Source organism: Pseudomonas sp. Irchel 3H9, from assembly GCF_900187495.1.
GTDB lineage: Bacteria > Pseudomonadota > Gammaproteobacteria > Pseudomonadales > Pseudomonadaceae > Aquipseudomonas > Aquipseudomonas sivasensis.
Genome location: NZ_FYDK01000001.1, coordinates 664637 through 689630 on the forward strand (window position 1 = coordinate 664637; position 24994 = coordinate 689630).

A 24994-nucleotide genomic window follows, 5' to 3' on the forward strand; every position below is an offset into this window, starting at 1 on the left:
GCGGGGTATGATAGCGGCCGATCCGAACCACTGAAAATTTATCCAGCGTTTTTTGCGCCCGACTATCCATGATCAGCACTGAACTCAAAACCACGATCCAGGGCGCCTACTCGCGTTTTCTCGAAGCCAAGAGCTTGAAACCGCGCTACGGCCAACGCCTGATGATCGCCGAAGTGGCCAAGGTCCTCGGGGATATCGACACCGACGACGAAGGTCGCCGCGAAGGTGACCCAGCGGTCGTGGCCGTCGAAGCCGGCACCGGTACCGGCAAGACCGTTGCCTACAGCCTCGCTGCGATCCCGACCGCCAAGGCCGCAGGCAAACGCCTGGTGATCGCCACCGCTACCGTCGCCCTGCAAGAGCAGATCGTCTACAAAGACCTGCCCGACCTGATGCGCAACAGCGGCCTGAACTTCACGTTTGCCCTGGCTAAGGGCCGTGGCCGCTACATGTGCCTGTCCAAGCTCGACGTGCTGCTGCAGGAAGGCCACGCGCAGACCGCCACGGCGTCGCTGTTCGAAGAAGAAGGCTTCAAGATTGAGGTTGATGAAGTCAGCCAGAAGCTGTTTACCAGCATGATCGAGAAACTGGCCGGCAATAAATGGGACGGCGACCGCGACAGCTGGCCCACCGCCCTTGAAGACGCCGACTGGGCACGCCTGACCACCGACCATAGCCAATGCACTAACCGCCATTGCCCGAACTTCGGTCAATGCGCTTTCTACAAAGCGCGCGAGGGCATGGGCAAAGTCGACGTAATCGTCACCAACCACGACATGGTCCTGGCCGACCTGGCCCTGGGCGGCGGCGCCGTCCTGCCGGACCCTCGCGACACGCTCTATGTGTTTGACGAAGGCCATCACCTGCCCGACAAGGCCATCGGCCACTTCGCCCACTACACGCGCCTGCGTTCCACCGCCGACTGGCTGGAAACCACCGCGAAGAACCTCACCAAATTGCTCGCCCAGCACCCGCTTCCCGGCGACTTGGGCAAGCTGATTGAGCAGGTGCCGGAGCTGGCGCGGGAGATCAAGACCCAGCAGCAGTTCATGTTCAGCGCCTGCGAGCAGGTCGCCGACTTCAAGCCCGGCGAAGATGTGGAGGGCCGTGAGCGCCCACGCCACCGCTTTGTCGGCGGGATGATCCCCGAGCATATGCGCGAAATGGGCATTGAACTGAAGAAAGGCTTTTCACGCCTGACTGACCTGTTTACCCGTCTCACGGATTTGCTCAAGGAAGGCATGGATGGCGAGGTCAATATCGGCATCGCCAGTAACCAGGCCGAGGAGTGGTACCCACTGTTCGGCAGCCTGTTGTCCCGTTCCCAAGGGAACTGGGAGCTGTGGACCGCGTTTACCGTCGAAGACCCCGAAGACAACCCGCCCATGGCCCGTTGGCTGACCTTGTCGGAAAGCGGCGCGCTGTTTGATATTGAGGTCAATGCCAGCCCGATCCTCGCCGCCGAAATGCTTCGGCGCAATCTGTGGAACGTGGCCTACGGCTGCCTGGTCACCTCCGCCACGCTGACGGCCCTGGGCACTTTCGACCGGTTCCGCATGCGCGCCGGGCTGCCGAAAAAAGCCGTCACCGCCGTGGTGCCGAGCCCGTTCCATCACGCCGACGCCGGTGTGTTACGGGTGCCGGACCTCAAGGCCGATCCTCGGGACGCGCCGGCCCACACTGCCGCGATCATTCGTGACTTGCCGGGCCTGGTCGAAGGCTCTCGGGGCACGCTGGTGCTGTTCTCGTCGCGCAAGCAGATGCAGGACGTGTTCGACGGCCTCGACCGCGACTGGCGCAAGCAGGTGTTTATCCAGGGCAACCTGTCCAAACAGGAAACCCTGAACAAGCACAAGGCGCGCGTCGACGGCGGGGACTCCAGCGTATTGTTCGGCCTGGCGAGCTTTGCCGAAGGTGTCGACTTGCCGGGCGCGTACTGCGAGCACGTGGTGATCGCCAAGATCCCGTTCTCGGTGCCGGATGATCCGGTAGAGGCCGCGTTGGCCGAATGGATCGAAGCGCGGGGCGGTAACCCGTTCATGGAAATCTCGGTGCCGGATGCTTCGTTGAAGCTGGTGCAGGCCTGCGGGCGGTTGCTGCGTACGGAAGAAGATCGCGGCACCATCACCTTGCTCGACCGTCGTTTGGTCACCCAGCGCTACGGCAAAGCTATCCTGAATGCTTTACCGCCGTTCCGGCGCGAAATTTCTTAAGCCACTGTGGGCGGATTCGCCCACTTCGTGGCCTATCTCATCAATGTCATCAGGCCATTCACCGGCCGTTTGGGAGAACCTTGCTCGTATGATTCGCACGCTGCCCGCCCTTTTTGCCCTGCTGTTCGCTGCGCCCTTGATGGCGGCGCCCGCCGGGCAACAAACCCTGTTCAACTTCGTCCGGCCTGCCGATGTGGTCAAGGTGGCGACCCAGGACGCCAGCCTGCCGCAATACAACGCCGAGCAAACCCCCGAAGGTGAGGTGTTGCGCCGTATCACCTTCAACCCGGCCGCTGAACCCAGCTTGGTGCTTAGCCCGCAGACGGGGGTGTGGGACTGGTCGCAGTCCAGCGCCATGAGCCTGCGTATTCAGAGTGCCATGGACTGGGCGCTGACCCTTTACGTCAAGGTGCAGAGCAGTGACGGCAAGACGTTGGTCAGTCGAATCGATCTGCCGGCCGGCCCGGCACAGACCCTGCTGATCCCGCTGCAAGCCAACTCGCCGCTGAGTCAGGGCATGAAGGCCGGCCCGCCGATGCCGATTACTGTTGATGGCCAGCGTGTGTTGCTGGCTGGCAGCGCTGGGGAAATCGACCGCAGCCAGGTGGTCTCGGTGACGTTGTCGATGATCAAGCCCAACGCGGCCCAAAGCATCCTGCTGGAGCGCTTTGGTGTTCAGGACAGTGAGCCGGTATTGAAGGCCGCCTACAGCGAGTTAGTGGATACCTATGGCCAATCCACCCGTGCGCGTTGGCCAGAGAAGGTCAGCAGCGACGAGCAGCTCAAGGCCGCCGCGGCCAAAGAGCAAACCCAGCTTCAAGGCTGGTTGGCTGCGCGGGATAAGTCCGCATTGGACAGGTTTGGTGGCTGGAACAAAGGCCCTGCATTCAATGCCAGCGGCTTTTTCCACACGGAGAAGCGTGACGGCCGCTGGTATCTGGTAACGCCTGAGGGCCATCCGTTCTACTCCCTGGGCGTCAATACCGTGGCCCCGGATAACAGCCAGACCTACGTGGCCGGTCGTGAATGGATGTTTGCGGCGTTGCCCAAGGCTGGTGAGCCCTTGGATAAGTATTACGGCAGCGGCGATAACCGCACCGGTAACGGTGCGGGTGAGGGGCGTAGTTTTGGCGCCGGGCGTTGGTACGATTTCTATGGCGCCAACCTGCAGCGCGCCTACGGTGGCGAAGGCTTCGACCAGAAACGCTGGGTGACTCACACCCTGGACCGCCTGCAAGCCTGGGGTTTCAACACCGTGGGCAACTGGAGCGACGAGGCTTTGGCCCGTGCCGACCGCGTCCCCTATACCTTGCCGCTGTTGATCGTCGGCGATTACGCCAGCATCAGCACCGGCACCGACTGGTGGGGCGGCATGCCCGATCCGTTTGACCCACGCTTCGCCATGGCGACCGAGCGTGCCGTTGCGATTGCTGCTCGCGACCATCGCGACGACCCGTGGCTGATCGGCTTCTTTGCCGATAACGAACTGGCTTGGGCAGGGCCGGGTGATGATCCGAAATCCCGCTACGCCTTGGCCTACGGCACGTTGCGTATGACCACCGACGTTCCAGCCAAACGCGCTTTCCTCAAGCAATTGCGGGACAAGTACCGCAATGAAGAAGGCTTGTCGAAAGCCTGGGGCATCGAATTGGCGGGTTGGGAGCTGATGGAAGATCCAGGCTTTGAACCACCGATTCCCAACCCTGAGCACCCGGAAATCGAGGCCGACTTTAAATACTTCCAGAAAACCTTTGCCGATGCTTATTTCAAGACCATCTCCGATTCTCTGAAATGGCACGCGCCGAACCAGTTGTTGCTGGGTGGTCGCTATGCGGTGAGCACGCCCGAGGCTGTGGCTTCGTGCGCACAGTATTGCGATGTGCTGAGCTTCAACATGTACACCCTCAAGCCTCAGGACGGTTACGACTTCGCTGCGCTGCGCGCGTTGGATAAACCCGTGCTGATCACTGAATTCAACTTTGGCTCTGCCGACCGTGGCCCGTTCTGGGGCGGCGTGACCCAGTTGGCCAGGGAAGAGGACCGTGGCGCGGCGTACGCCAACTTCCTCAAGCAAGCCATGGCCGAACCTTCGATTGTGGGTGTGCACTGGTTCCAGTACCTGGACCAACCCGTGACCGGCCGTTTGCTGGACGGTGAAAACGGCCACTTCGGCTTGGTGGGCATCACCGACGTGCCTTATCAGGGCTTTGTCGACAGCGTGCGTAAAAGCAACCTGGCGGCGGTGGACCAACTGGGCAAGGAGGCGGAAAAGGCCAAGGCGGCAAGCGCTGTCCGTGAGGGTGAAGGCGGTAAGTCTGGGCATGACGGCAAAGGCGCAGGGCAGGGCGCCGGGCATGCCGGTGGGCACTCCGCCAACGGTCATTGATTGATCGCTGACGGGTTCACAAAACCTACAAGGGCTGGAACAATGTCGGCCACTTTCCATGGTGTTTTTCGAGGCGGCTTACGTGCAGATTCAGGGTCATTACGAACTCCAGTTCGAAGCGGTACGTGAAGCGTTTGCCGCGCTGTTCGATGACCCACAGGAGCGTGGCGCCGGGCTTTGCATTCAGATCGGCGGCGAAACCGTGGTCGATCTGTGGGCCGGCACCGCTGACAAGGACGGTGCCGAGGCCTGGCACAGCGACACCATCGTCAATCTTTTCTCCTGCACCAAGACATTTACTGCCGTCACGGCCCTGCAATTGGTGGCTGAGGGTAAGTTGCAGTTGGACGCTCCAGTTGCCAAGTACTGGCCGGAATTTGCCGCTGCCGGTAAGGAAAGCATCACGCTGCGCCAGTTGCTCTGCCATCAGGCGGGTTTGCCGGCGATCCGCGAGATGCTGCCCACCGAGGCCCTGTATGACTGGCAACTGATGGTCGACACCCTCGCGGCCGAAGCACCCTGGTGGACGCCGGGCCAAGGCCATGGCTACGAGGCGATCACCTACGGCTGGCTGGTCGGCGAACTTCTGCGCCGCGCCGATGGGCGTGGGCCTGGTGAATCCATTGTGGCGCGCGTTGCACGGCCGTTGGGCCTGGACTTTCATGTGGGCCTGGCGGATGAAGAGTTTTATCGTGTTGCCCATATAGCGCGCAGCAAAGGCAATATGGGCGATGAAGCTGCGCAACGTTTACTGCGAGTAATGATGCGTGAACCCACCGCCATGACCACACGGGCATTTGCCAATCCACCGTCTATTTTGACCAGTACTAATAAACCTGAATGGCGACGCATGCAGCAGCCCGCGGCTAATGGTCACGGTAATGCGCGTAGCCTGGCGGGTTTTTATAGTGGTTTGTTGGACGGTAGTTTGTTGGAAGCCGACATGCTCGAAGAGTTGACCCGTGAACACAGTATCGGGCCGGATAAAACATTATTGACACAAACTCGCTTTGGTTTGGGATGCATGTTGGATCAACCGCAGATGCCTAATGCCACATTCGGCCTTGGCCCGCGTGCTTTTGGGCATCCTGGTGCAGGTGGATCGGTAGGGTTTGCCGACCCCGAACACGATGTAGCGTTTGGTTTCGTGACTAATACATTGGGGCCTTATGTACTTATGGACCCTCGTGCACAGAAGTTGGTCGGAATATTGGCCGGTTGTCTGTAAACCCCTTGCTGTTTCACATTTTTTTGTTACAAAGGCAACTATAAGAAGACGCTGAACGAAATGATGTAACTTTAATGTTCTGTAAGCGTCTGTTTAACGGGTCATCCAGACCCCCGTTTCTTTTCTCATTTTGTGGATATCTCATGTTATCGAACAAGTCCTTGGCACTGGCGCTTTGCCTCACCATTACCGGCTGCGCACAAACTCCACAGAATGATGCCGAGGGTGGGCATTGGTGGTCATTTGGATCTGATAAGGCCGCTACCAAGGACGTCGTGACCCAGACCGAGGCCAAGCCGGATGCCAAACCCGCAGCTGGCGCCAAGCCTGCCGCACCTGTAGCCGCTGCGCCTGCTCCGGCAGCCAAGGCTGACACCGGCTCCAGCTGGTGGCCGTTCTCCTCCAAAAGCACCGACGAAAAGGCTGCCGATGCCAAGGCCGCAGACCTGAAAGCCGACCTCAAGGCCGCCACTCCGGCCGCTGCCGCTGCACCAGCCGTCGCCAAGACCGACAGCGAAACTCACTGGTGGTGGCCGTTCGAAAGCAAACCCAAGCCATTGTCCAAGGTCGACGTGACCAACGTGCCGATGCCGGACCCGAAAATCACCCAGGCCTGGTTGGACGACTATGAGCCGCGCCTGCGCGCCGCCATCAAGGACAGCAACCTGCAACTGGAACGTCGCGACAACGTGCTCGTCGTGATTGCGCCGGTCGATGGCTCCTACAACCCAAAACGTCCAGCCATGCTGTTGCCGGTTACCCTTGGCCCGTTCACGCGTGTTGCCAAGGCTGTTGAAGCAGATCCCAAGACCGCCGTACTGGTCTTGGGTCACGTTGACGCCACCGGCACCGCCCCGGCGAGCCAGGCGCTGAGCAGGGAGCGCGCGCAGTCTATCGCTTCGATTTTCAGCCTCAGCGGTTTGAAGCAGGATCGCCTGATGCTGCGTGGCATGGGTGACCTGATGCCACGTGCCGCCAACGACAGCACCCAGGGCCGTGCGCTGAACCGTCGCATGGAAATTATGTTCACTCAGCGTACAACTATGTTGGCGCTGCTGAGCAAGTACAACTCGGGCAAGACGCCGCCTGTGGCTGAAATGGTTGCCGTGCAGAACGTACCTGCACCGGCTCCGGCAGCCAAAGCTGCGGCGAAAAAAGCTCCGGCCGCGAAGAAAGCTGCCGCCAAGCCAGCCGCTAAAAAGGCGCCGGCCAAGCCAGCTGCCAAGAAAACTGCCCCGGCCAAAGCCAAGGCTGCTGCACCGGCGAACGACCAGGCAAAAAACTGATCTGCTGAACCAGAAGGATAAAGCCGCATGACCCAGGCACTGGCCGATATGCGCCGTGACTACACACGGGACGGTTTGAGCGAGGCCCAGGCCCCGGGCGAGCCGTTTGCGTTGTTCCACCAGTGGTTTGCCGATGCGGTGAAAACCGAGCAGCCTCCGGTGGAAGCCAATGCCATGACCCTGGCTACGGTCGACCAGGAAGGTCGCCCGCACTGCCGCATCCTGCTGCTCAAGGGCTTGGATACGCAGGGCTTTACCTTCTTCACCAACTATCAGAGCGCCAAGGGTGAACAACTCGCGGCGCGGCCGTTTGCAGCCATGACGTTTTTCTGGCCGACCCTGGAGCGCCAGGTGCGCATCGAAGGGCGGGTGGTCAAGGTCACGCCTCAGGAGTCGGATGCTTATTACCAGGTCCGTCCTATGGGCAGCCGTCTCGGCGCTTGGGCTTCCCCGCAAAGCCAGGTCATTCGTGACCGTGAAGAACTGCAAGACCTGCTCACGGCCACTGAGCAGCGCTTCAGCGATACCCAGCCCGACTGCCCCGAGCATTGGGGTGGCTATCGTCTGCTGCCGGAGCGTATTGAGTTCTGGCAAGGTCGCGCCAGCCGCCTGCATGACCGCTTGAATTACCGCCTGCAAGGGGGCGAGTGGACCCGCGAGCGCCTGGCGCCCTGAGCGTCACCTTTCGTCACTTCATCTGAATGTTGTTCGCAGCACCGACGTCTCTATGGGAGAGACTTCGGTCGCATGCGGCTGCGCGGCTACAATGATGAAAACGTTGTGACATCTCTTGGTACACGAACTGAGCTACCGTTTGTCGAGTTTTCCGGTGTACGCAGTCTGTACTCAGGCTGAATGAAAGCAGTTTTCTGCGGTGCTTGCCGTGACAGGCGCCAAGCCGCAGCGTCTAATGAACACCTGTCCTTTGGAGTTGATGCTATGCGTAAGTCCGTTTTACTGGTTGCCTGCTTTACCACCCTGTCGCTGCTACTGGGTGGCTGCGCCTCAAGTTTGACCGGCGATTCGTATTCCCGTGATGAAGCGCGTCGTGTACAGACCGTGCGCATGGGTACCATCGAATCCCTGCGTCCGGTGAAAATCGAAGGCACCAAGACCCCAATCGGCGGCGCTGCCGGCGCAGTCATCGGCGGCGTTGGCGGCAGCGCCATCGGCGGCGGCCGTGGCAGCATCGTCACTGCTGTGATCGGCGCAGTCGCTGGCGGCCTGCTGGGCTCGGCCACTGAAGAAGGCCTGACCCGCACTCAAGGCGTGGAAATCACCGTTCGCGAAGACGATGGCAGCATGCGCGCTTACGTCCAGGCTGTGCAGGAGAACGAAATCTTCCGCATTGGCGACCGCGTGCGCATCATGACGGTCGATGGTACCAGTCGCGTTACCCGTTAATCGGTAAGCAGCAGGTAAAGAAAAACCCCAACCGGGTGACCGGTTGGGGTTTTTTTGTGGGCGCTGTTTCTGGGGGATCAGGCTTTTTTACGACTCGCCATCGCCGTTACCAGATATCCAATACATGCTGCCAATATCGACCCGGTCAGAATCCCCATTCGATCCTCGCCGGCAAATTCGCTGGCGCCCGGCACGAATGCCAGGGAGCCGACGAACAGGCTCATGGTGAAGCCGATACCGCACAGGATCGCCACGCCGAAGACTTGGCCCCAGTTGGCGCCGTTAGGCAGTGTGGCGAGACCCGTCTTGATGGCCAGCCAAGTGAGGCCGAACACACCGATGGTCTTGCCGATCAGCAGGCCGGCGGCAATGCCCATGGGCACGTGGTGGGTGAAGCTCTCCAGGCTGACGCCGGTGAGGGAAACGCCAGCGTTAGCGAAGGCGAACAGCGGCAGGATGCCGTACGCCACCCACGGGTGCAGAGCGTGTTCGAGGGTCAGCAGCGGCGAGGGCTCGGCGTTCTTAGTGCGCATCGGGATGCAGAACGCCAGCGTCACGCCGGCCAGTGTGGCGTGCACGCCACTCTTGAGCACGCATACCCACAGGATCAGGCCGACGATCAGATAGGCCCAGAGCTTGATCACTCCGAGGCGGTTCATCGCGATCAAGGCCACCAGACAGGCGCCCGCGCCAGCCAAGGCTGCACCGGACAAATCGGCGGAATAAAACACTGCGATCACGATGATCGCGCCCAGGTCATCGATGATCGCCAGGGTCATCAGGAACAGTTTCAAGGACGTCGGGACGCGCTTGCCCAGCAGCGCCAACACGCCCAGGGCGAAGGCAATGTCGGTGGCCATGGGGATTGCCCAACCGGAGAGGGCGGCGGGGTAGTCCTTGTTGATCGCCCAGTAGATCAGCGCCGGCACCACCATGCCGCCGATGGCGGCTGCACCGGGCAGGACCACTTGCGACGGTTTGGACAGATGGCCGTCAAGCAACTCGCGCTTGACCTCCAGGCCGATCAACAGGAAGAACAGAGCCATCAGGCCATCGTTGATCCACAACAAGGCTGGCTTGTCGATTTTCAACGCGCCAATCTGCGCCACCACCGGCACGTCGAGAAACGCGCCGTACAGGTGGGACAACGGTGAGTTATTGATGATCAATGCCAGGGCCGCAGCGGCGATCAACAACAGACCGCTGGCGGCTTCCAGCTGGAAGAAACGAGTGAAAGTGCTACGCAGAGCCAAGGGGTGCTCTCCAATCCGGATTCAATAGGCGGGTACCCTAACCCGTACCGTTAGTTGTTAAAACAAAAGTTATATTCTTATTTGTTATAAGCAATGGGCAGGTTCAGCGTTGCGTCAGGGGCTTGAAATTGTGTGTCCAATTGAGACGTTACTGTATCTGTGTCGAGTGTAGGAAAGATCCTAATATTGACCTGGAAATTCTTAGAGAAACCGACCATGAGTGACCATCGTCCCTGGGCTCGCGAAGCCATTCGTATCATCGAAGCAGACTTCCAGCGCAGCGCTGACACCCACCTGATCCCCTTGCCGCTGCCAGGTTTGCCGGGTATCGAGTTGTACTTCAAGGACGAGTCGAGCCATCCCACCGGCAGCCTCAAACACCGGCTGGCCCGCTCGCTGTTTCTGTATGCGCTGTGCAATGGTTGGCTCAAGCCCGGAGCACCAGTGATTGAAGCCTCCAGCGGCTCCACGGCGATCTCCGAAGCCTACTTTGCTCGGCTGCTCGGCCTGCCGTTTATCGCGGTGATGCCGGCCAGCACTTCCCAGGAAAAAATCGCGCAGATTGCCTTCTATGGCGGTAAGAGCCATCTGGTAAAAGATCCCACACAGATCTATGCAGAATCCGAGCGCTTGGCGCGGGAAAGTGGCGGTCACTTCATGGACCAGTTCACCTACGCCGAGCGCGCTACCGACTGGCGCGCGAACAACAACATCGCCGAGTCGATCTTCCAACAGATGCGTTTCGAGCAGCATCCCGAGCCGAGCTGGCTGATTTCCAGCCCCGGCACCGGCGGCACCACGGCGACATTGGGTCGCTACGTGCGGTATCGCCAGCACGCCACCCGCGTGCTATGCGCCGATGCTGAGCGATCGGTGTTTTTTGACTATTACCAGACGGGTGACGCCAGCCTGCGCCTGGACTGCGGTTCGCGTATCGAAGGCATTGGCCGGCCACGGGTCGAGGCGTCGTTTTTGCCGAAGGTGATCGACGCAATGGTCAAGGTCCCGGATGCGCTGTCACTGGCAGCCATGCATTATCTGGCAGAGCGATTGGGGCGGAGAGTGGGCGGTTCCAGCGGGACCAACTTGGTTGGCGCGTTGGTGGCAGCGCAGCAGATGAAGGCTGCGGGGGAGTCGGGTTCTATCGTGGCGATCTTGTGCGATGGTGGCGAGCGATACGCCACAACCTATTACAACCCGGTGTGGTTGGCGGGGCAGGGGTACGAGTTGCAAGGGCTAATCGCGGCCGTTGCGGCCAGTGTGGAGCGGGGCGAGCCGCTACCGGATTGCATCCTGCGCGCTAACATCTGAAATCACGCAAAAACCGTGTGGGAGGGAGCTTGCTCCCAATGAAGGTGGACCAGTCACATGTGTCCTGACTGATCCACTGCTATCGGGAGCAAGCCCCCTCCCACTTGTGAACACGGATGTGCTCAGGCCTCGATGCCCAACATATCCCGCGCTAACGCCTCGGCAATTCGAATCCCATCAACACCCGCCGACAAAATCCCACCGGCATAACCGGCGCCTTCACCGGCCGGAAACAGCCCTTTCACGTTCAGGCTCTGCATCGATTCGTCACGGGTTATCCGCAGCGGCGACGAGGTCCGCGTTTCGATACCGGTCAGTACCGCATCGTGCAGCGAGTAGCCTTTGATTTGCTTCTCGAACGCCGGCAGCGCTTCGCGGATGGCTTCGATGGCGAAGTCCGGCAGCGCCAACGCCAGGTCGCCCAGGGCCACGCCAGGTTTGTAGGACGGTTCCACACTGCCGATGGCGGTGGACGGCTTGCCGGCGATGAAATCACCCACCAGTTGTGCCGGGGCTTCGTAGTTGCTGCCACCGAGAATGTAGGCGTGGGACTCCAGGCGTTCCTGCAACTCGATACCCGCCAGCGGGCCACCGGGGTAGTCCACTTCCGGCGTGATGCCGACCACGATGCCGGAGTTGGCATTGCGCTCGTTACGTGAGTACTGGCTCATGCCGTTGGTCACAACGCGGTTCGGCTCGGAGGTGGCCGCCACCACGGTGCCGCCAGGGCACATGCAGAAGCTGTAGACCGAGCGACCATTCTTCGCGTGGTGCACCAGTTTGTAGTCGGCGGCGCCCAGCTTCGGGTGCCCGGCGTATTTACCCAGGCGCGCGGCATCGATCAGCGATTGAGGGTGTTCAATGCGGAAGCCCACCGAAAACGGCTTGGCCTCCATGTATACGCCACGACCGTGAAGCATGCGGAAGGTATCTCGGGCGCTGTGGCCCAGGGCCAGGATCACGTGCCTGGACAGGATCTGCTCGCCGCCATCCACCACCACGCCGTTCAGTTGGCCGTCTTCAATCAGCACGTCAGTCACGCGTTGCTCGAAACGCACCTCACCGCCCAGGGCGATGATCTGCTCGCGCATGTGTTCCACCACGCCGGTCAGGCGGAAGGTACCGATGTGCGGCTTACTGACGTAGAGGATTTCTTCCGGCGCGCCGGCTTTGACGAACTCGTGGAGTACTTTGCGACCGTGGAATTTGGGGTCTTTGATCTGGCTGTAAAGCTTGCCGTCGGAGAAGGTGCCGGCGCCGCCTTCACCAAACTGAACGTTGGACTCGGGGTTCAGTACGCTTTTGCGCCACAGGCCCCAGGTGTCCTTGGTGCGCTGGCGCACTTCCTTGCCGCGTTCGAGGATGATCGGCTTGAAACCCATCTGTGCCAGCAGCAGCCCGGCGAAGATCCCGCAGGGGCCAAAACCGACTACGATCGGTCGTTCAGCCAGGCCTTCGGGCGCTTGGCCGACTACTTTGTAGCTGACATCCGGCGCCGGGTTGACGTTGCGGTCATCGGCAAACTTGAGCAGCAGGGCGGCTTCACCCTTCACATCCAAGTCGATGGTGTAGATGAAGCACAGCTCCGACGATTTTTTACGGGCGTCGTAGCTACGTTTGAAGAGGGTGAAATCGAGCAGGTCATCACTGGCGATGCCAAGGCGCGCCAGGATGGCAGGCCGCAGGTCTTCTTCGGGATGGTCGATGGGCAGCTTGAGTTCGGTGATTCGTAACATGACGGGATCCGGTGTGCGGCATTCGGTAAGGCCGGCGGTTTTGCAAACCGGCGATTATAAGCCCCAACGGTGGTGTCCCGTCATGCTAAAAAGCGCAGGACACTATCAATCGTCCCGCGAACCACCGAAAGCCGCGCAGCCACGCTGGACTTGACCGTTGATCCGCAATTCGGCGGTCATGTGTTGCAGGCTGCCGCTGACGCTGTCCACACAACGTTGCGGAGCCACCCACAGCTCGATGTGCTGGTTGTTGGCTTCGGTCATCAGGTTAAAGCGGCCGTCGCCGATCTGCTCTTCTACATAAGGTACGGCCAAAGGCGGCTGGCCTTCACGTTCCAGCACCATGCCCTTGGCGGTGACGTTCATCGCCCAGGCCGGCTTGTGGCCGTTGGCGCGCAGGATCATGCGTTTGAAATCGGGGTCGTCGCAGGCCGAGGTCGACCGTTCGACACGGTAGAGCTGTTGCAACTCCACTTCGCCCTGAGTGCCGGTGGCGACGCCCGAAAACTTACCGCGCAGGTCGGCAAACAGCGCACCTTGCTGGCCGGCCAGGGAGGCGGCTTCCTGCAGGATGCTGGTGCCGCCGGTGTCCTTGACCACGTAGTTACGTTGGTCGTGGCACGCTTGGAACAACAGTTTGTCGCCTACGGCTGTGAGTTGGCCCTGCATGCGGGTCAGCCCAACCGTAGACGGCTTGGCCGGCTCGCTCTCGAAGACCTGACACGCGGTTAGAAAGGGAAGCAAAGCACACAAAGCAAAGGTACGGGCGGCACGCATTATCGGGGTCTCCAGGCAAGTGCCGCCACGTTACGCAGGCTGGCGGTGCATCACAACCCCGCTGTCCCGCTTCAGGTAATTCTTACAACCCTTACATTCAGCCAACCATAAATGTCTGGCCGGTCTGTAGGCCTTCCACGCTTTTAGCGTAGGCCAAGGCCACGTCAGCGCCCGGAGCCGGCTTATAGCCGCGGAAGTAAGGTGCGTAGCTGCCCATGGCCTCTTCCAGCACTGTGGGGCTCACGGAGTTGATGCGCAGGCCTCGTGGCAATTCGATCGCTGCCGCTTTGACAAACGCATCGAGTGCGCCATTGACCAGCGCCGCAGAAGCGCCAGTCCGAATCGGATCACGGTTGAGAATGCCACTGGTGAAGGTGAACGAGGCGCCGTCGTTAGCATACTCGCGGCCGATCAGCAGCAGGTTTACCTGGCCCATCAGCTTGTCACGCAGGCCAAGTTCAAAGTCGTTTTCGCTCATATCACCCAGCGCCACGAAATTCACGCTACCGGCCGCGCAGATGAGGGCGTCGAATTTACCGGTTTGCTCAAACAACCTGCGGATTGACGCGCTGTCGCTGATATCCACTTGGAAGTCGCCGCTGGTGCGGCCAATGCTGATCACCTCATGACGCTGAGCCAGTTCGGCCTTGACTGCCGAGCCGACGGTGCCACTCGCGCCAATCAATAGGATTTTCATGGTGCTGTTCCTCCAGTGATAAGTGAGGGCTCAGTCTAGGGTGGCTTTTTCGCTGGATAAACTTGGTAATAGGCAACCTTTGGTTTTCAAATGGAAACAATCCATGAGCGAGATGGATGACCTGGCGGCCTTTGCCGTACTGATCGAAGCCGGCAGTTTTACGGTGGCCGCCGAGCAACTGGGCTGCAGTAAGGGCCAGTTATCCAAGCGTATCTCCCAGCTGGAAGCGCAGTTTTGTGTGGTGTTGTTGCACCGCACCACCCGCAAGCTCAGCCTGACCGCTGCCGGCGCGGCGTTGTTGCCACAGGCCCAGGCATTGGTGGTGCAGGTGGAACGTGCGCGTCAGGCACTGGCGAGGCTCAAGGACGATCTGGCCGGGCCGGTGCGTATGACGGTTCCCGTTTCATTAGGCGAAACTTTCTTCGATGGCTTGTTGCTGGAATTTTCCAAGCAGTACCCTCAGGTGCAGATCGAGATTGAACTCAACAACAGCTATCGAGACCTCGCGCGTGATGGATTCGACTTGGGGGTGCGTTCGGGTGCGATTGAAAACGAGCGCCTGGTGGCCAAGCCTCTGCTGGCCTGGCATGAGATGACTTGCGCCAGCCCCGCCTATCTGGAGCAGCACGGCGAACCGCTGACCCCGGCGGATCTTGCGGCGCACACCTGCTTGCTCAACAGCCACTACAGCGGCCGCGAGGAATGGCTGTATCACCAGCAGCACGAGTTGTTGCGGGTCAGGGTAAGCGGCACCTTTGCCTCCAACCATTACAACTTGCTGAAGAAGGCAGCGCTGGTAGGCGCTGGTATTGCCCGGTTGCCGTCCTACGTGCTGCCGACGGAACTGGCCGACGGTCGATTGCGCTGGTTGCTGCGTGACTATCAGACTCGAAGCCTGCCGATGTACCTGGTTCACCCTTATCAAGGTGGCCTGCCCAGGCGCACCCAGGTTCTGGCCGACTACCTGGTGGAGTGGTTCAAGCGCAGCGGCGAGGCGTTGGATCGTCTTTAACGGTAGCGGCGGGCGATCAAGTGGTCGATGGACAAGCAACCAGGGCCCTTGGCAACCAATAGCAACAGCAGCGCAAGCCAAGTGCCGTGGGTGGGGTAGGCGTCCGGGTACACGAACAATTGAATGACCAACGTCATGCCAATCAAGGCCAGGGCTGAGAAGCGCGTGGCGAACCCCACCAATATCAGCACCGGGAAAAAGTGCTCTGCAAACGCCGCCATGTGCGCGGCCACTTCCGGCGATATCAACGGCACGTGGTACTCACTGCGAAACAGCGGCAGTGTCGAGGCGGCGAGTGAGGGTTCACCGAGTTGGAACGTGCCGCTGACCAGATCGATGGCGAAGCCTTCTACTTTGGTTTGCCCGGATTTCCAGAACACTGCCGCGATGGAAAAGCGCGCAATAAACGCGATCAGGCTGTAGGGGATTTTCTCGAAGAGAACGATGGCCTGTTTGATCCGGCACGAAGGGCTAGTGTTCATGGCGATACCTTTTGTTCTGGGAGCAAGTGAGTGATGGCGTCGTGGTTGATCAGCAGTGACAGACACTGGTGCAGGTCGAACTCGGCGCAGGCTTTAAGCGCATCCGCCACGGCCATTTCTAATGCGGCGCCGTGGTTCAGGCTATTGATAAAAGCGACAGAGCCGCCGTCGACGGCGAAGACCTTGACGATCAACCCCTGGCGCAGCACCAATGCACTTTGGGCTTTGTAAGGATCAAGAGTGGCCAAGGCGCCCTCGGTCTGGTGCGCCGCCCATACCGCAACCACGGCGTAGGCTGAGTTCAAAGCGGCAAGGGATGGGTGCAGCCGTAGGCGCAATGCGCCCAGCTCCGTTTGGGCCTGCAGCTGTTGCAGGGCGTCTTGCTGACTCACCGCCGGCGTATCTGCCGCGTGATAGGCACGAACCCGCAAGCGTTCCAAGCGGGCCACGTCGGCCAGATAAGGCACACTGGAGGCCGGATCGAAACCCTGGATGAAGTCGGCGAATGTGCTGCCGTAGTCACTGATCAGTGGGCTGGTAGGCGGGTTCGCCTGGACGTAAACGCCGACCATGGCGCGGAAAAACTCATCGCCTACCAATTGCACTGTCACGGGATAGGCCGATGCCAGTGCATTGATCAATGAGCTGTGAACATTGTTGCGATATACCGCAAAGCGACTGGCCGGGTCGGCACCGTTACTGCTGAACAGGCCGTCCGGGCAGGGCAGGTCGGGTGCCAGCAAGGCGCTGGTGAAGGCGTCGTGAAGGCTCATGGGCGGACCTGCGATAAATAGTGCTCGGCCTGTTGGGCTTCAGCGTGCAAAACGTTAAAGGCCGGCACGTGGTTGTCACGTTCAATGAGCGTGGCGACCGGGCCAGTTCGTGTGAGCACCTGTTTGTACAGTTGCCATACGGCGTTGTTGATGGGGGCACCATGGTCGTCGATCAGCAGGCGATCACCCAGGTTGTCGGTGTCCTCGCCAAAGCCGGCCAGGTGAATCTCGCCCACCGCGTGCAACGGCAGGGCGTCGATGTAAGTGAGCGGGTCGCGCTGGTGGTTGATACACGACACGTAGGCATTGTTCACATCCAGCAGCAAGCCACAGCCAGTGCGGCGGATGGTCTCGCTGATGAAGTCGGTCTCGTCCAGGGTAGAGCGCTGGAACTGCAAATAGGTCGATGGATTCTCTAGCAGCATGGGCCGCTTGAGCGTGCTCTGCACTTGGTCGATGTGTTCGCATACCCGGTTCAGCGTGTCTGCGTCGTAGGCCAGGGGCAGTAAGTCATTGAGAAACACCGGGCCGTGGCTGGACCAGGCCAAGTGTTCGGAAAAGGAGTGGGGTTAGTAGCGTTCGATCAGCGTTGCCAGGCGCGCCAGGTGCTCACGGTTGAGCGGACCTTCGCCGCCGATGGACAGGCCCACGCCGTGCAGCGACAGCGAGTACTGTTGGCGAATCAACCCTAGGTAGTGATGAAACGGGCCGCCGGCCACCATGTAGTTTTCGGCGTGTATTTCAAAAAAACCGACATCGGGAAGGGTCTGGAGCACTTCGGTGAAGTGCTCGCTCTTCAGCCCCAGCCCGGCCCGACAGGGGAGGCCGGGCGCCTGAGCGTGTGAGACCGTGTGCTGGCGTGAAAGCGTCATGATCCGTACTCAGGCTGTGCAGGGTTTCACGACTTGGCGGTGAAGGCAGCTTCCTGGCCGAAACCGGTCGGCGAGGTGGAGCTGGGGGTTTGGGTGCAGGTGCCGGCGGGGACCAGTTTCCAGGCGTTGGCCTGATCCTTGGTTTTCGAGCTGCCGGCACAGGAGGTGCCTGCGCCTGCGGCGCAATCGTTCTTACCGGCTTCAGCGACGCCGAAGCATTTCTGCATGTCGTCGGCGGCGTGGACGGTGCTGGTCAGAGCGGAGAGGCTCAAGGCAGAACTCAGGGCGAGGACGAGGGACGCGGCGGACAGTTTGGTCGTCATGGTGTTTCTCCAGCAGTGGTTGAGTGGGCAGGCTTGATTGCCTGCATGCACCACTAGAGAAGGGAGGATTGAGTTCGTTACAAAGGCAGTTGAAAAACTTTCAAACGGTGAAAACAAATGTGGGAGGGAGCTTGCTCCCGATGGCGGACTATCAGTCACATGCTCTGTGCCTGATATGCCGCCATCGGGAGCAAGCTCCCTCCCACATTTAGATCCGGTTTATTCAGCAACCGTCTCTTAGCCGCCCAAGTACGCCTCGCGCACCTTCGGATCCGTCAGCAACTGCTCGCCAGTGCCCTGCATCACCACACGACCGTTTTCCAGTACATAGGCGCGGTCGGCGATTTTCAGCGCCTGGTTGGCGTTCTGTTCCACCAGAAACACGGTCACACCGTCTTTGCGCAGCTGTTCGATGATGTCGAAAATCTGCTGGATGATGATCGGTGCCAGGCCCAGGGACGGTTCGTCCAGGAGCAACAGCTTGGGCTTGCTCATCAGCGCCCGGCCGATGGCGAGCATTTGCTGCTCGCCGCCGGACATGGTGCCGCCGCGCTGACTGAAGCGCTCCTTGAGCCGGGGGAACAGGTGCAGCACCTTGTCCATTTGCTCCTGGTAGTCGCCCTTGTCGGTGAAGAACCCGCCCATGGCCAGGTTTTCTTCGACGGTCAGTCGCGAGAACACGCGGCGGCCTTCCGGCACCACCGCAATGCTCTTGCGCATGATCTGCGAAGACTGCAGGCCCACCAGTTCTTCACCCATGTAGCGGATGCTGCCGCTGTGGGCCTGTGGCGAACCGCATAAGGTCATCAACAGGGTGGACTTGCCGGCGCCGTTGGCGCCGATCAGGGTCACGATTTCACCCTGGCGTACTTCCACATTGACGCTGTGCAGGGCCTGGATCTTGCCGTAGAAAGTGGAAACGTTTTCGAATTGCAGCATTTTACGCTTCCCCCAAATAGGCTTTGATCACTTCAGGATTGTCGCGGATCTGCTCCGGCGTCCCGTCGGCCAGGGGCGTGCCCTGGTTGATCACCACGATGTGGTCGGAAATGCTCATGACCAGTTTCATGTCGTGTTCGATCAATAGCACCGTGGCGTTGTTTTCTTCACGCAGCACACCGATCAGCGCCTTGAGATCTTCAGTTTCCTTTGGGTTCAGGCCGGCGGCTGGTTCGTCGAGCATGAGGATCCGCGGGCGGGTCATCATGCAGCGGGCGATTTCCAGGCGACGTTGCTGACCGTAGGCCAGGGTGCCGGCGGGACGGTTGGCAAACTCGGTGAGGTTGACCTTGTCCAGCCAGTACTCCGCGTATTCCATGGCCTCGCGCTCGCTTTTGCGAAACGCCGGGGTCTTGAACAGGCCTGCAAAGAAGTTGGTGTTCAGGTGACGGTGTTGGGCGATCAACAGGTTTTCGACCGCCGTCATGTCTTTGAACAACCGCACGTTTTGGAAGGTACGCACCACGCCCTTGCGGGCGATCTCGTGACCGGCCAAACCCTGGATCGGCTGGCCGTCCAGCAGGATGCTGCCACCGCTTGGCTTGTAGAAGCCGGTGAGGCAGTTGAACACCGTGGTCTTGCCGGCGCCGTTGGGGCCGATCAATGCAACCACCTGTTTCTCTTTCACGGTCAGGGCCACGCCGTTGACCGCCAGCAAACCGCCAAAGCGCATGCTCAGATTTTCGACTTTCAGGATCTCGCGGCTCATTTGCGCAGCTCCATGTGTGGACGTTGCATGGGCAGCAGACCTTGAGGACGCCAGATCATCATCAGCACCATCATGGCGCCGAACATCAACATGCGGTATTCGCTGAACTCACGCATCATTTCTGGCAGCAGGATCATCACGATCGCGGCCAGGATCACGCCCAGTTGCGAGCCCATGCCGCCCAATACCACGATGGCAAGGATGATCGCCGACTCGATAAAGGTGAACGACTCCGGTGTCACCAGGCCTTGGCGCGCGGCGAAGAAGCTGCCGGCAAAACCGGCGAACGCAGCACCCAGGGTGAAGGCGGAGAGCTTGATGATGGTCGGGTTCAGACCCAGGGCGCGGCAGGCGATTTCATCTTCGCGCAACGCTTCCCAAGCACGGCCGATTGGCATGCGCAGCAGGCGGTTGATCACGAACAATGCCGCCAGCGCCAGCAACAGCGCCACCAGGTACAGGAACACCACTTTGCTTACCGGGTTGTAGGCAATCCCGAAGTACTCGTGGAAGGTCTGCATGCCTTCGGCAGCGGTGCGGTCGAACGACAGCCCGAAGAACGTTGGCTTGGGGATGCTGCTAATGCCGTTGGGGCCGCCGGTGATGTCCGTGAGGTTACGCAGGAACAGACGAATGATCTCGCCGAAACCCAGGGTTACGATGGCGAGGTAGTCACCGCGCAGTCGCAGTACCGGGAAGCCCAGCAGGAAGCCGAACGTGGCCGCCGCCATGCCGGCCAGCGGCAGGCAGATCCAGAAGCTCCAGCCCAGATAGTGCGAGAGCAGCGCGTAGGTGTAGGCACCCACGGCGTAGAAACCCACATAACCCAGGTCGAGCAGGCCGGCGAGGCCCACCACGATGTTCAGGCCCAGGCCCAGCAACACGTAGATCAGGATCAGGGTGGCGATGTCTACGGCACCGCGCGAGCCAAAGAACGGCCAGATCAGTGCGGCCACGATCAGGCCGATGATGATGTAGCGCTGGGTGCGCGGCAGGGTCAGGAATTGGCTGACCTTAGGCGATACCAACGGACCACGGTTGCTCTTGAACAGAGCGCCGACCTGCTGGGTGAACAGCACACGCAGGAACATCAGCACCGAACACAGGGCGATGATGGTCAGGGTCACGGGACCGGTGCCATGCACTTCCAGGTTGATGCCGACAATGCTCAGCTTGAGGCCGAGTACCGGGAAGGCCACGGCCCACACCAGCAAGGCGCTGAAAAACGCCGATTTAAGATATCTGCTCATACTTTCTCAACCTCCGGACGGCCCAGGATGCCGGTCGGACGGAACAACAGCACCAGAACCAACAGGCCGAACGCCACGACGTCCTTGTACTGGTCGCCGAAGATATCGGCACCAAACGCCTCGGCCACACCCAGCACCAGCCCGCCGAGCATCGCGCCCGGGATACTGCCGATGCCGCCCAATACCGCTGCGGTAAAAGCCTTGAGGCCTACCAGGAAACCGGCGTTGGGGTTGATTACGCCGTACTGCATGCTCAGCAGTACCGCCGCGACGGCTGCCAGCGCAGCACCGATCACGAAGGTCAGGGCGATGATGTTGTTGGTGTTGATGCCCAACAGGTTGGCCATCTTGATGTCTTCGGCACAGGCCCGGCAGGCGCGCCCCAGACGGGAGCGGGAGATGAACAGGGTCAGGCCCAGCATGGCCACCAGGGTGACGACGAAGACCAGGATTTGCATGTAGGAAATCAGCACTTCTTCCGCACCACCTGGGCCGAAGGAGAAGCTCCCCGGAATCAGGTTCGGGATGGATTTATCCTTGGAGTCCTGAGACAGCAATACGGTGTTCTGCAGGAAAATCGACATGCCGATGGCGGAAATCAGCGGGATCAAACGGTTGCTGCCACGCAAGGGACGGTAGGCAACGCGCTCGATACTGTAACCATAGGCACTGGTTACGACGATCGACGCAAGGAACGCGGCGGTCATCAACAGCGGCAGGGAGTGGATACCCATCATGGCCAGCCCGGCAAGGGCGATGAAGGCCACGTAGGAACCAATCATGTACACCTCGCCATGGGCGAAGTTGATCATTCCAATGATGCCGTAAACCATTGTGTAGCCAATGGCTATCAAGGCATAGGTGCTGCCAATGGTCAGGCCATTAACCAGCTGTTGGAAAAAATGATAGATCTCAGGCATTACAGCGCTCCTAAAAACCCGATACGCATTTCACTGGTGGAGTCATGTTCCGGCCCTGTGCTGTGTTCTGTGAGCACATTTGCACAAAGCGTTTGCCAGCGAACCGCTGGTGACGGTTTTAAGATTTTCAGGTGAGCCAGCGCCCGGATCGCGGGTGACAGGCCCATAAACCTCGTAAAACAAAGCCCACTGCTCTCACAGTGGGCTTGTTGGACCAGTAACGCCTGGCTTACTGAGGGGAAACTTCGGTTTTTGGTTTGCCGAAGTGCCATTCGTAGACCACGAACTTGAAGTCCTTCAGGTCGCCCTTGGCGTCGAAGCTCAGCTCGCCGGTAGGGGTCTTGAAGGTGCCCGCGTGGATGGCGGCAGCCACTTTGGCGGTGTCTTCGCTCTTGGCAGCGGTAATACCGCCGGCGATGACTTCAATGGCCGAGTAGGCCGGGAACACGAACGGACCGGTTGGGTCCTGCTTGTTCTTGGTGAACTCTTCAACGATGGCTTTGTTGGCTGGGTCGGTGTCGAAGGATTTCGGCAGGGTCACCAGCAGGCCTTCGGAAGCACCTTGGGCGATTTGCGAGATGGAGTCGTTGCCGACGCCTTCAGGGCCCATGAACTTGGCGTTCAGGCCTTTTTCCTTGGCTTGGCGCAGGATCAGGCCCAGCTCAGGGTGGTAGCCGCCGTAGTAAACGAAGTCGACGTTGGCTTGTTTGAGTTTCTGGATGATCGAGGAGAAGTCTTTGTCGCCAGCGTTCAGGCCTTCGAAGACGGCAACTTTGGTGCCTTTTTCTTCCAGGGTCTTTTTGACGGCGGTGGCGATGCCTTCGCCGTATTGCTGTTTGTCGTGCAGGACGGCAACGATTTTAGGCTTCACGTGGTCGGCGATGTAGTTGCCGGCCGCTGGGCCTTGGGCGCTGTCGAGGCCGATGGTACGGAAGATCAGCTTGTAACCACGGGCGGTGATTTCCGGGCTGGTGGCCGCCGGGGTAATCATGATCACGCCTTCGTCTTCATAGATGTCGGACGCTGGCTGAGTGGAGCTGGAGCAGAGGTGACCGACCACGAACTTAACGCCGTCGTTAACCACTTTGTTGGCGACAGCCACGGCTTGTTTAGGGTCGCAAGCGTCGTCGTATTCCTTGGCTTCAAGCATTTTGCCGTCGACGCCGCCTTTGGCGTTGATGTCGGCGATAGCTTGCTTGGCACCCATGAATTGCATGTCGCCGTATTGCGTTACAGGACCAGTCTTTGGACCGGCGATGCCGATCTTGATGGTGTCAGCTGCGAACGAATGGCCGGCAACCCCAGCCAGGACCATAGCGGCAAACAGTTTGGAAATCTGCTTAGTAGCCTTATTCATAGTGCTCCACTCTTACTGTTGTATTTTTTATAGTTCTAGCGGCCTTGTGAGCTGCAGAACCGGATCAGATATCTCGGATATCCCCCGGCAGTGCCCTGGCAACTGTACCGGTACAGTGTAGAGCGCCGGTTCATCGCTTGAAAAGCTGGCTGCTGGGGGCAAAACCTTGGCGTGTCGCTTAAATGAAAGAAAAAGACAGAATTGCGGCGGGGTGATGCCAGAGTTTCGGGCAATCCTTGGCTTTCCTGACACTTTCTATCGATGACTCATTTGCAACTGGGTTTTTCTACCTCGGTCGCGACGTTATGATTGCGCCGATTTTTTCCCAAGGTGAATTCCCATGACGCAAGAACCTAGCACCCTCTATGCCAAGCTGCTCGGTGAAACCGCCGAAATTTCCTGGAAGGAGCTTGAACCGTTCTTTGCCAAGGGTGCCCTATTGTGGGTCGACACCGGCTTGGATTTGATCGAAGCCGCCGAGGGAATGGCCGAGGACAACCGTGACAAAGTCGCTGCCTGGCTGGCCTCGGGTAGCCTGGGCGAAGTGTCTGCGACGCGGGCATTGGACCTGGTGGAGCGTGACCCGAGTTTGTGGGCGGTGGTGGTTTCGCCGTGGATATTGATCCAGGAAAGGGCGGTGCAATAGAGGTGAGCACTAAAACGGTGCGTGTTTTTCCGTGGCAAAAGTGTGTAGCCGAGTAACCGCAGATACGGTGATGGCATCTTGCCGTGGAGAAAGGTCACAGCTCAGGGTGACGTGCGCGTCATGGGAACAGTTATCTTGCGAGCGAATAGGCGGGAGAATTGTTTCTCAGTGTGAATAAAGCGTAGCGGCTGTCAGATCATGACATGGGAAAGGGTGAATTCCGGTAAAGTTCGCCGCTTGTCACCCGGAGCTCGTCATGCCGTCAGCGCTGCCCCCTATAGCCAAGTCCTCGCACCAGCTGCTTTACCTTATTTACGGTAATCAGGACGTTTATCGGCGCGAAGCCAAGTTCAGTATCCTCACTGCCTTGTCCCAGCTCAAAGCGGGCGAGTCGTTGTGCATCCGTGTCATGACCGATCGCCCCCAGGATTACTTCGGCTGGCCGGTTGAGACCATCACCTTGGACGAGCAGACCCTGACCCAATGGCAGGGTGAAAACGGCTATGCCCACCGCCGCAAGGCGTGCGCGATTGCCCACGGGCTTGCGCTTGCGGACAAGACCCTGTTCGTTGACACCGACACCCTGTTTCTCAAATCCCCCCATCGCGTGCTTGAGCTGATCGAGCCGGGCCAGTACGTGATGGATGGCTTCGAATACGACTGGAGCTACGTGTGCAAGCGTCCTGACTACCTCAAGTTGGGCGAGCACCTACAGGCCCATGGCATCTCTGCCGATAACAGCTTCAAGCTCTACAACAGTGGCCTGTGCGGTGTCCGCGCCAGTGATGCGCCGCTGCTCGAAGCGTCCATCTGCCTGATCGACGAGTGGACCCAGCACTCGTTCGATATCCACACCATCGAGCAAATCGCGATTTCCTTTGCGATGCGCGAACACAAGGTGCGCGAGGCGTGCAAGTTCGTGCATCACTACTATGCCGACAAGCGCTTCTTCCATGCCATGCAGGCGCACTTCTTCGCCCAGCACGGTGAGGTATTCGGCCCTGAGCTGGTAGCGCGTTGCCTTGATGTGCCGCGGGTCAAGCCGGTGCCCTCGCCCTGGCAGCGATTGCGCATCAAATGGAAGCTGCGCAATCAGTGCAAGCGTGTCAAAAAGGTCGGCCGCGATTTGCTCTACGGCAGCTCGGCGCCCGAGCATCCGTACTACGACGTGTGCCGACATGGCTGGTGGGAATCGGCTTCCCGGGAGATTCGCGGCTGGGATGAGGCGGAGCAGCAGCGGTTTTTCGGCGCGAAAGACGCCGGCTGGCCGAAGCATATTCCCCGGCCTGCCAAGCGCGCTGACGAACAAACCATCCTCGCGTTCCTGCGCCAGCGCATGACGCAATGACGTTGCGACGGC

22 protein-coding genes and 1 pseudogene are annotated in these 24994 nt (G+C 59.8%); 10 read left to right on the forward strand and 13 right to left on the reverse strand.

The features are described 5' to 3' along the window. Window positions 1–68 precede the first annotated feature (68 nt). From dinG to CKW32_RS03220, 6 genes are all read left to right on the forward strand, one after another. The gene (gene dinG, locus CKW32_RS03195) at window positions 69–2213 is read left to right on the forward strand and encodes an ATP-dependent DNA helicase DinG (protein WP_032891598.1); all 2145 of its coding nucleotides are present in this window, start codon (window positions 69–71) and stop codon (window positions 2211–2213) included. 88 nt (window positions 2214–2301) lie between these two features. After that, on the forward strand, window positions 2302–4599 hold the full coding sequence (locus CKW32_RS03200; RefSeq protein WP_095184023.1) for a beta-galactosidase: 2298 nt from the start codon (window positions 2302–2304) through the stop codon (window positions 4597–4599). An 82-nt stretch (window positions 4600–4681) separates the two neighbouring features. After that, entirely contained in the window at window positions 4682–5827 is a 1146-nt protein-coding gene (locus tag CKW32_RS03205; RefSeq protein ID WP_095184319.1) for a serine hydrolase domain-containing protein, read from the forward strand. 143 nt (window positions 5828–5970) lie between these two features. Beyond that, on the forward strand, window positions 5971–7113 hold the full coding sequence (locus tag CKW32_RS03210) for an OmpA family protein (protein ID WP_095184024.1): 1143 nt from the start codon (window positions 5971–5973) through the stop codon (window positions 7111–7113). Between the two features lie 27 nt (window positions 7114–7140). Continuing rightward, on the forward strand, window positions 7141–7788 hold the full coding sequence (gene pdxH, locus CKW32_RS03215; RefSeq protein ID WP_095184025.1) for a pyridoxamine 5'-phosphate oxidase: 648 nt from the start codon (window positions 7141–7143) through the stop codon (window positions 7786–7788). 264 nt (window positions 7789–8052) lie between these two features. Further along, on the forward strand, window positions 8053–8517 hold the full coding sequence (locus CKW32_RS03220) for a glycine zipper 2TM domain-containing protein (RefSeq protein WP_003189251.1): 465 nt from the start codon (window positions 8053–8055) through the stop codon (window positions 8515–8517). Window positions 8518–8594: 77 nt separating this feature from the next. Here the strand turns inward: CKW32_RS03220 and nhaA are convergent, their stop codons facing one another. Beyond that, window positions 8595–9770 carry a Na+/H+ antiporter NhaA gene (gene nhaA, locus CKW32_RS03225; protein WP_095184026.1) on the reverse strand — a complete coding sequence of 392 codons (1176 nt, stop codon included), beginning with the start codon at window positions 9768–9770 and terminating at the stop codon, window positions 8595–8597. Window positions 9771–9986: 216 nt separating this feature from the next. Between nhaA and CKW32_RS03230 the strand changes: the two genes are divergently transcribed. After that, the gene (locus CKW32_RS03230) at window positions 9987–11081 is read left to right on the forward strand and encodes a PLP-dependent cysteine synthase family protein (protein ID WP_095184027.1); all 1095 of its coding nucleotides are present in this window, start codon (window positions 9987–9989) and stop codon (window positions 11079–11081) included. A 122-nt stretch (window positions 11082–11203) separates the two neighbouring features. Here the strand turns inward: CKW32_RS03230 and CKW32_RS03235 are convergent, their stop codons facing one another. From CKW32_RS03235 to CKW32_RS03245, 3 genes are all read right to left on the reverse strand, one after another. Then, a complete protein-coding gene (locus tag CKW32_RS03235) occupies window positions 11204–12817 on the reverse strand; it encodes an NAD(P)/FAD-dependent oxidoreductase (protein ID WP_032891589.1) in 1614 nt (537 codons plus the stop codon). A 105-nt stretch (window positions 12818–12922) separates the two neighbouring features. Next, window positions 12923–13594 carry a COG3650 family protein gene (locus tag CKW32_RS03240; protein ID WP_032891587.1) on the reverse strand — a complete coding sequence of 224 codons (672 nt, stop codon included), beginning with the start codon at window positions 13592–13594 and terminating at the stop codon, window positions 12923–12925. 97 nt (window positions 13595–13691) lie between these two features. After that, window positions 13692–14291 (reverse strand): short chain dehydrogenase, encoded by a 600-nt coding sequence (locus CKW32_RS03245; RefSeq protein ID WP_032891585.1) that lies wholly within the window; start codon window positions 14289–14291, stop codon window positions 13692–13694. A 103-nt stretch (window positions 14292–14394) separates the two neighbouring features. Here CKW32_RS03245 and CKW32_RS03250 point away from each other — a divergent pair, with 103 nt between their 5' ends. Beyond that, window positions 14395–15303, forward strand: coding sequence for a LysR family transcriptional regulator (locus CKW32_RS03250; protein WP_095184028.1), 909 nt, complete (start codon window positions 14395–14397; stop codon window positions 15301–15303). Here the strand turns inward: CKW32_RS03250 and CKW32_RS03255 are convergent. From CKW32_RS03255 to CKW32_RS03295, 9 genes and pseudogenes are all read right to left on the reverse strand, one after another. Continuing rightward, on the reverse strand, window positions 15300–15785 hold the full coding sequence (locus CKW32_RS03255; protein ID WP_032891582.1) for a DoxX family protein: 486 nt from the start codon (window positions 15783–15785) through the stop codon (window positions 15300–15302). The two genes, CKW32_RS03250 and CKW32_RS03255, sit on opposite strands and share 4 nt — an antisense overlap. Further along, window positions 15782–16558 (reverse strand): DNA-binding domain-containing protein, encoded by a 777-nt coding sequence (locus CKW32_RS03260; protein ID WP_095184029.1) that lies wholly within the window; start codon window positions 16556–16558, stop codon window positions 15782–15784. Before CKW32_RS03260 ends, CKW32_RS03255 begins: the two co-directional genes overlap by 4 nt. After that, window positions 16555–17430: pseudogene (locus CKW32_RS03265) on the reverse strand (DUF692 domain-containing protein). The gene CKW32_RS03260 and the pseudogene CKW32_RS03265 overlap by 4 nt, the downstream one beginning before the upstream one ends. Window positions 17431–17456: 26 nt before the next feature. Beyond that, entirely contained in the window at window positions 17457–17753 is a 297-nt protein-coding gene (locus CKW32_RS03270; protein ID WP_032891579.1) for a DUF2282 domain-containing protein, read from the reverse strand. Between the two features lie 237 nt (window positions 17754–17990). Beyond that, window positions 17991–18692 (reverse strand): ABC transporter ATP-binding protein, encoded by a 702-nt coding sequence (locus CKW32_RS03275; RefSeq protein WP_095184030.1) that lies wholly within the window; start codon window positions 18690–18692, stop codon window positions 17991–17993. A gap of 1 nt (window position 18693) precedes the next feature. Continuing rightward, window positions 18694–19461 carry a high-affinity branched-chain amino acid ABC transporter ATP-binding protein LivG gene (gene livG, locus CKW32_RS03280; protein WP_012722652.1) on the reverse strand — a complete coding sequence of 256 codons (768 nt, stop codon included), beginning with the start codon at window positions 19459–19461 and terminating at the stop codon, window positions 18694–18696. Beyond that, the gene (locus tag CKW32_RS03285) at window positions 19458–20711 is read right to left on the reverse strand and encodes a high-affinity branched-chain amino acid ABC transporter permease LivM (protein ID WP_095184031.1); all 1254 of its coding nucleotides are present in this window, start codon (window positions 20709–20711) and stop codon (window positions 19458–19460) included. Before CKW32_RS03285 ends, livG begins: the two co-directional genes overlap by 4 nt. Beyond that, entirely contained in the window at window positions 20708–21631 is a 924-nt protein-coding gene (gene livH, locus CKW32_RS03290; protein WP_003172375.1) for a high-affinity branched-chain amino acid ABC transporter permease LivH, read from the reverse strand. Before livH ends, CKW32_RS03285 begins: the two co-directional genes overlap by 4 nt. 229 nt (window positions 21632–21860) lie before the next feature. Further along, complete coding sequence (locus CKW32_RS03295; protein ID WP_032891577.1) at window positions 21861–22988, reverse strand: branched-chain amino acid ABC transporter substrate-binding protein; 1128 nt, start codon at window positions 22986–22988, stop codon at window positions 21861–21863. Window positions 22989–23328: 340 nt separating this feature from the next. On the opposite strand from CKW32_RS03295, the gene CKW32_RS03300 reads away from it, so the two are divergent. Beyond that, window positions 23329–23634: a DUF2288 domain-containing protein gene (locus CKW32_RS03300; protein WP_032891575.1), complete on the forward strand. Its 306-nt coding sequence runs from the start codon at window positions 23329–23331 to the stop codon at window positions 23632–23634. A gap of 256 nt (window positions 23635–23890) precedes the next feature. Then, on the forward strand, window positions 23891–24982 hold the full coding sequence (locus tag CKW32_RS03305) for a hypothetical protein (RefSeq protein ID WP_095184032.1): 1092 nt from the start codon (window positions 23891–23893) through the stop codon (window positions 24980–24982). Window positions 24983–24994 lie beyond the last annotated feature (12 nt).

What these genes read in the sequence shown, in the direction of transcription:
- livH (WP_003172375.1), bottom strand. Translation starts at nt 21,631, where the DNA reads ATGCCTGAGATCTATCATTTTTTCCAACAGCTGGTTAATGGCCTGACC.
- CKW32_RS03220 (WP_003189251.1), top strand. Translation starts at nt 8,053, where the DNA reads ATGCGTAAGTCCGTTTTACTGGTTGCCTGCTTTACCACCCTGTCGCTG.
- CKW32_RS03285 (WP_095184031.1), bottom strand. Translation starts at nt 20,711, where the DNA reads ATGAGCAGATATCTTAAATCGGCGTTTTTCAGCGCCTTGCTGGTGTGG.
- CKW32_RS03270 (WP_032891579.1), bottom strand. Translation starts at nt 17,753, where the DNA reads ATGACGACCAAACTGTCCGCCGCGTCCCTCGTCCTCGCCCTGAGTTCT.
- pdxH (WP_095184025.1), top strand. Translation starts at nt 7,141, where the DNA reads ATGACCCAGGCACTGGCCGATATGCGCCGTGACTACACACGGGACGGT.
- CKW32_RS03300 (WP_032891575.1), top strand. Translation starts at nt 23,329, where the DNA reads ATGACGCAAGAACCTAGCACCCTCTATGCCAAGCTGCTCGGTGAAACC.
- dinG (WP_032891598.1), top strand. Translation starts at nt 69, where the DNA reads ATGATCAGCACTGAACTCAAAACCACGATCCAGGGCGCCTACTCGCGT.
- livG (WP_012722652.1), bottom strand. Translation starts at nt 19,461, where the DNA reads ATGAGCCGCGAGATCCTGAAAGTCGAAAATCTGAGCATGCGCTTTGGC.
- CKW32_RS03275 (WP_095184030.1), bottom strand. Translation starts at nt 18,692, where the DNA reads ATGCTGCAATTCGAAAACGTTTCCACTTTCTACGGCAAGATCCAGGCC.
- CKW32_RS03260 (WP_095184029.1), bottom strand. Translation starts at nt 16,558, where the DNA reads ATGAGCCTTCACGACGCCTTCACCAGCGCCTTGCTGGCACCCGACCTG.
- CKW32_RS03200 (WP_095184023.1), top strand. Translation starts at nt 2,302, where the DNA reads ATGATTCGCACGCTGCCCGCCCTTTTTGCCCTGCTGTTCGCTGCGCCC.
- CKW32_RS03210 (WP_095184024.1), top strand. Translation starts at nt 5,971, where the DNA reads ATGTTATCGAACAAGTCCTTGGCACTGGCGCTTTGCCTCACCATTACC.
- CKW32_RS03240 (WP_032891587.1), bottom strand. Translation starts at nt 13,594, where the DNA reads ATGCGTGCCGCCCGTACCTTTGCTTTGTGTGCTTTGCTTCCCTTTCTA.
- CKW32_RS03255 (WP_032891582.1), bottom strand. Translation starts at nt 15,785, where the DNA reads ATGAACACTAGCCCTTCGTGCCGGATCAAACAGGCCATCGTTCTCTTC.
- CKW32_RS03245 (WP_032891585.1), bottom strand. Translation starts at nt 14,291, where the DNA reads ATGAAAATCCTATTGATTGGCGCGAGTGGCACCGTCGGCTCGGCAGTC.
- CKW32_RS03235 (WP_032891589.1), bottom strand. Translation starts at nt 12,817, where the DNA reads ATGTTACGAATCACCGAACTCAAGCTGCCCATCGACCATCCCGAAGAA.
- CKW32_RS03305 (WP_095184032.1), top strand. Translation starts at nt 23,891, where the DNA reads ATGCCGTCAGCGCTGCCCCCTATAGCCAAGTCCTCGCACCAGCTGCTT.
- CKW32_RS03250 (WP_095184028.1), top strand. Translation starts at nt 14,395, where the DNA reads ATGAGCGAGATGGATGACCTGGCGGCCTTTGCCGTACTGATCGAAGCC.
- CKW32_RS03230 (WP_095184027.1), top strand. Translation starts at nt 9,987, where the DNA reads ATGAGTGACCATCGTCCCTGGGCTCGCGAAGCCATTCGTATCATCGAA.
- CKW32_RS03295 (WP_032891577.1), bottom strand. Translation starts at nt 22,988, where the DNA reads ATGAATAAGGCTACTAAGCAGATTTCCAAACTGTTTGCCGCTATGGTC.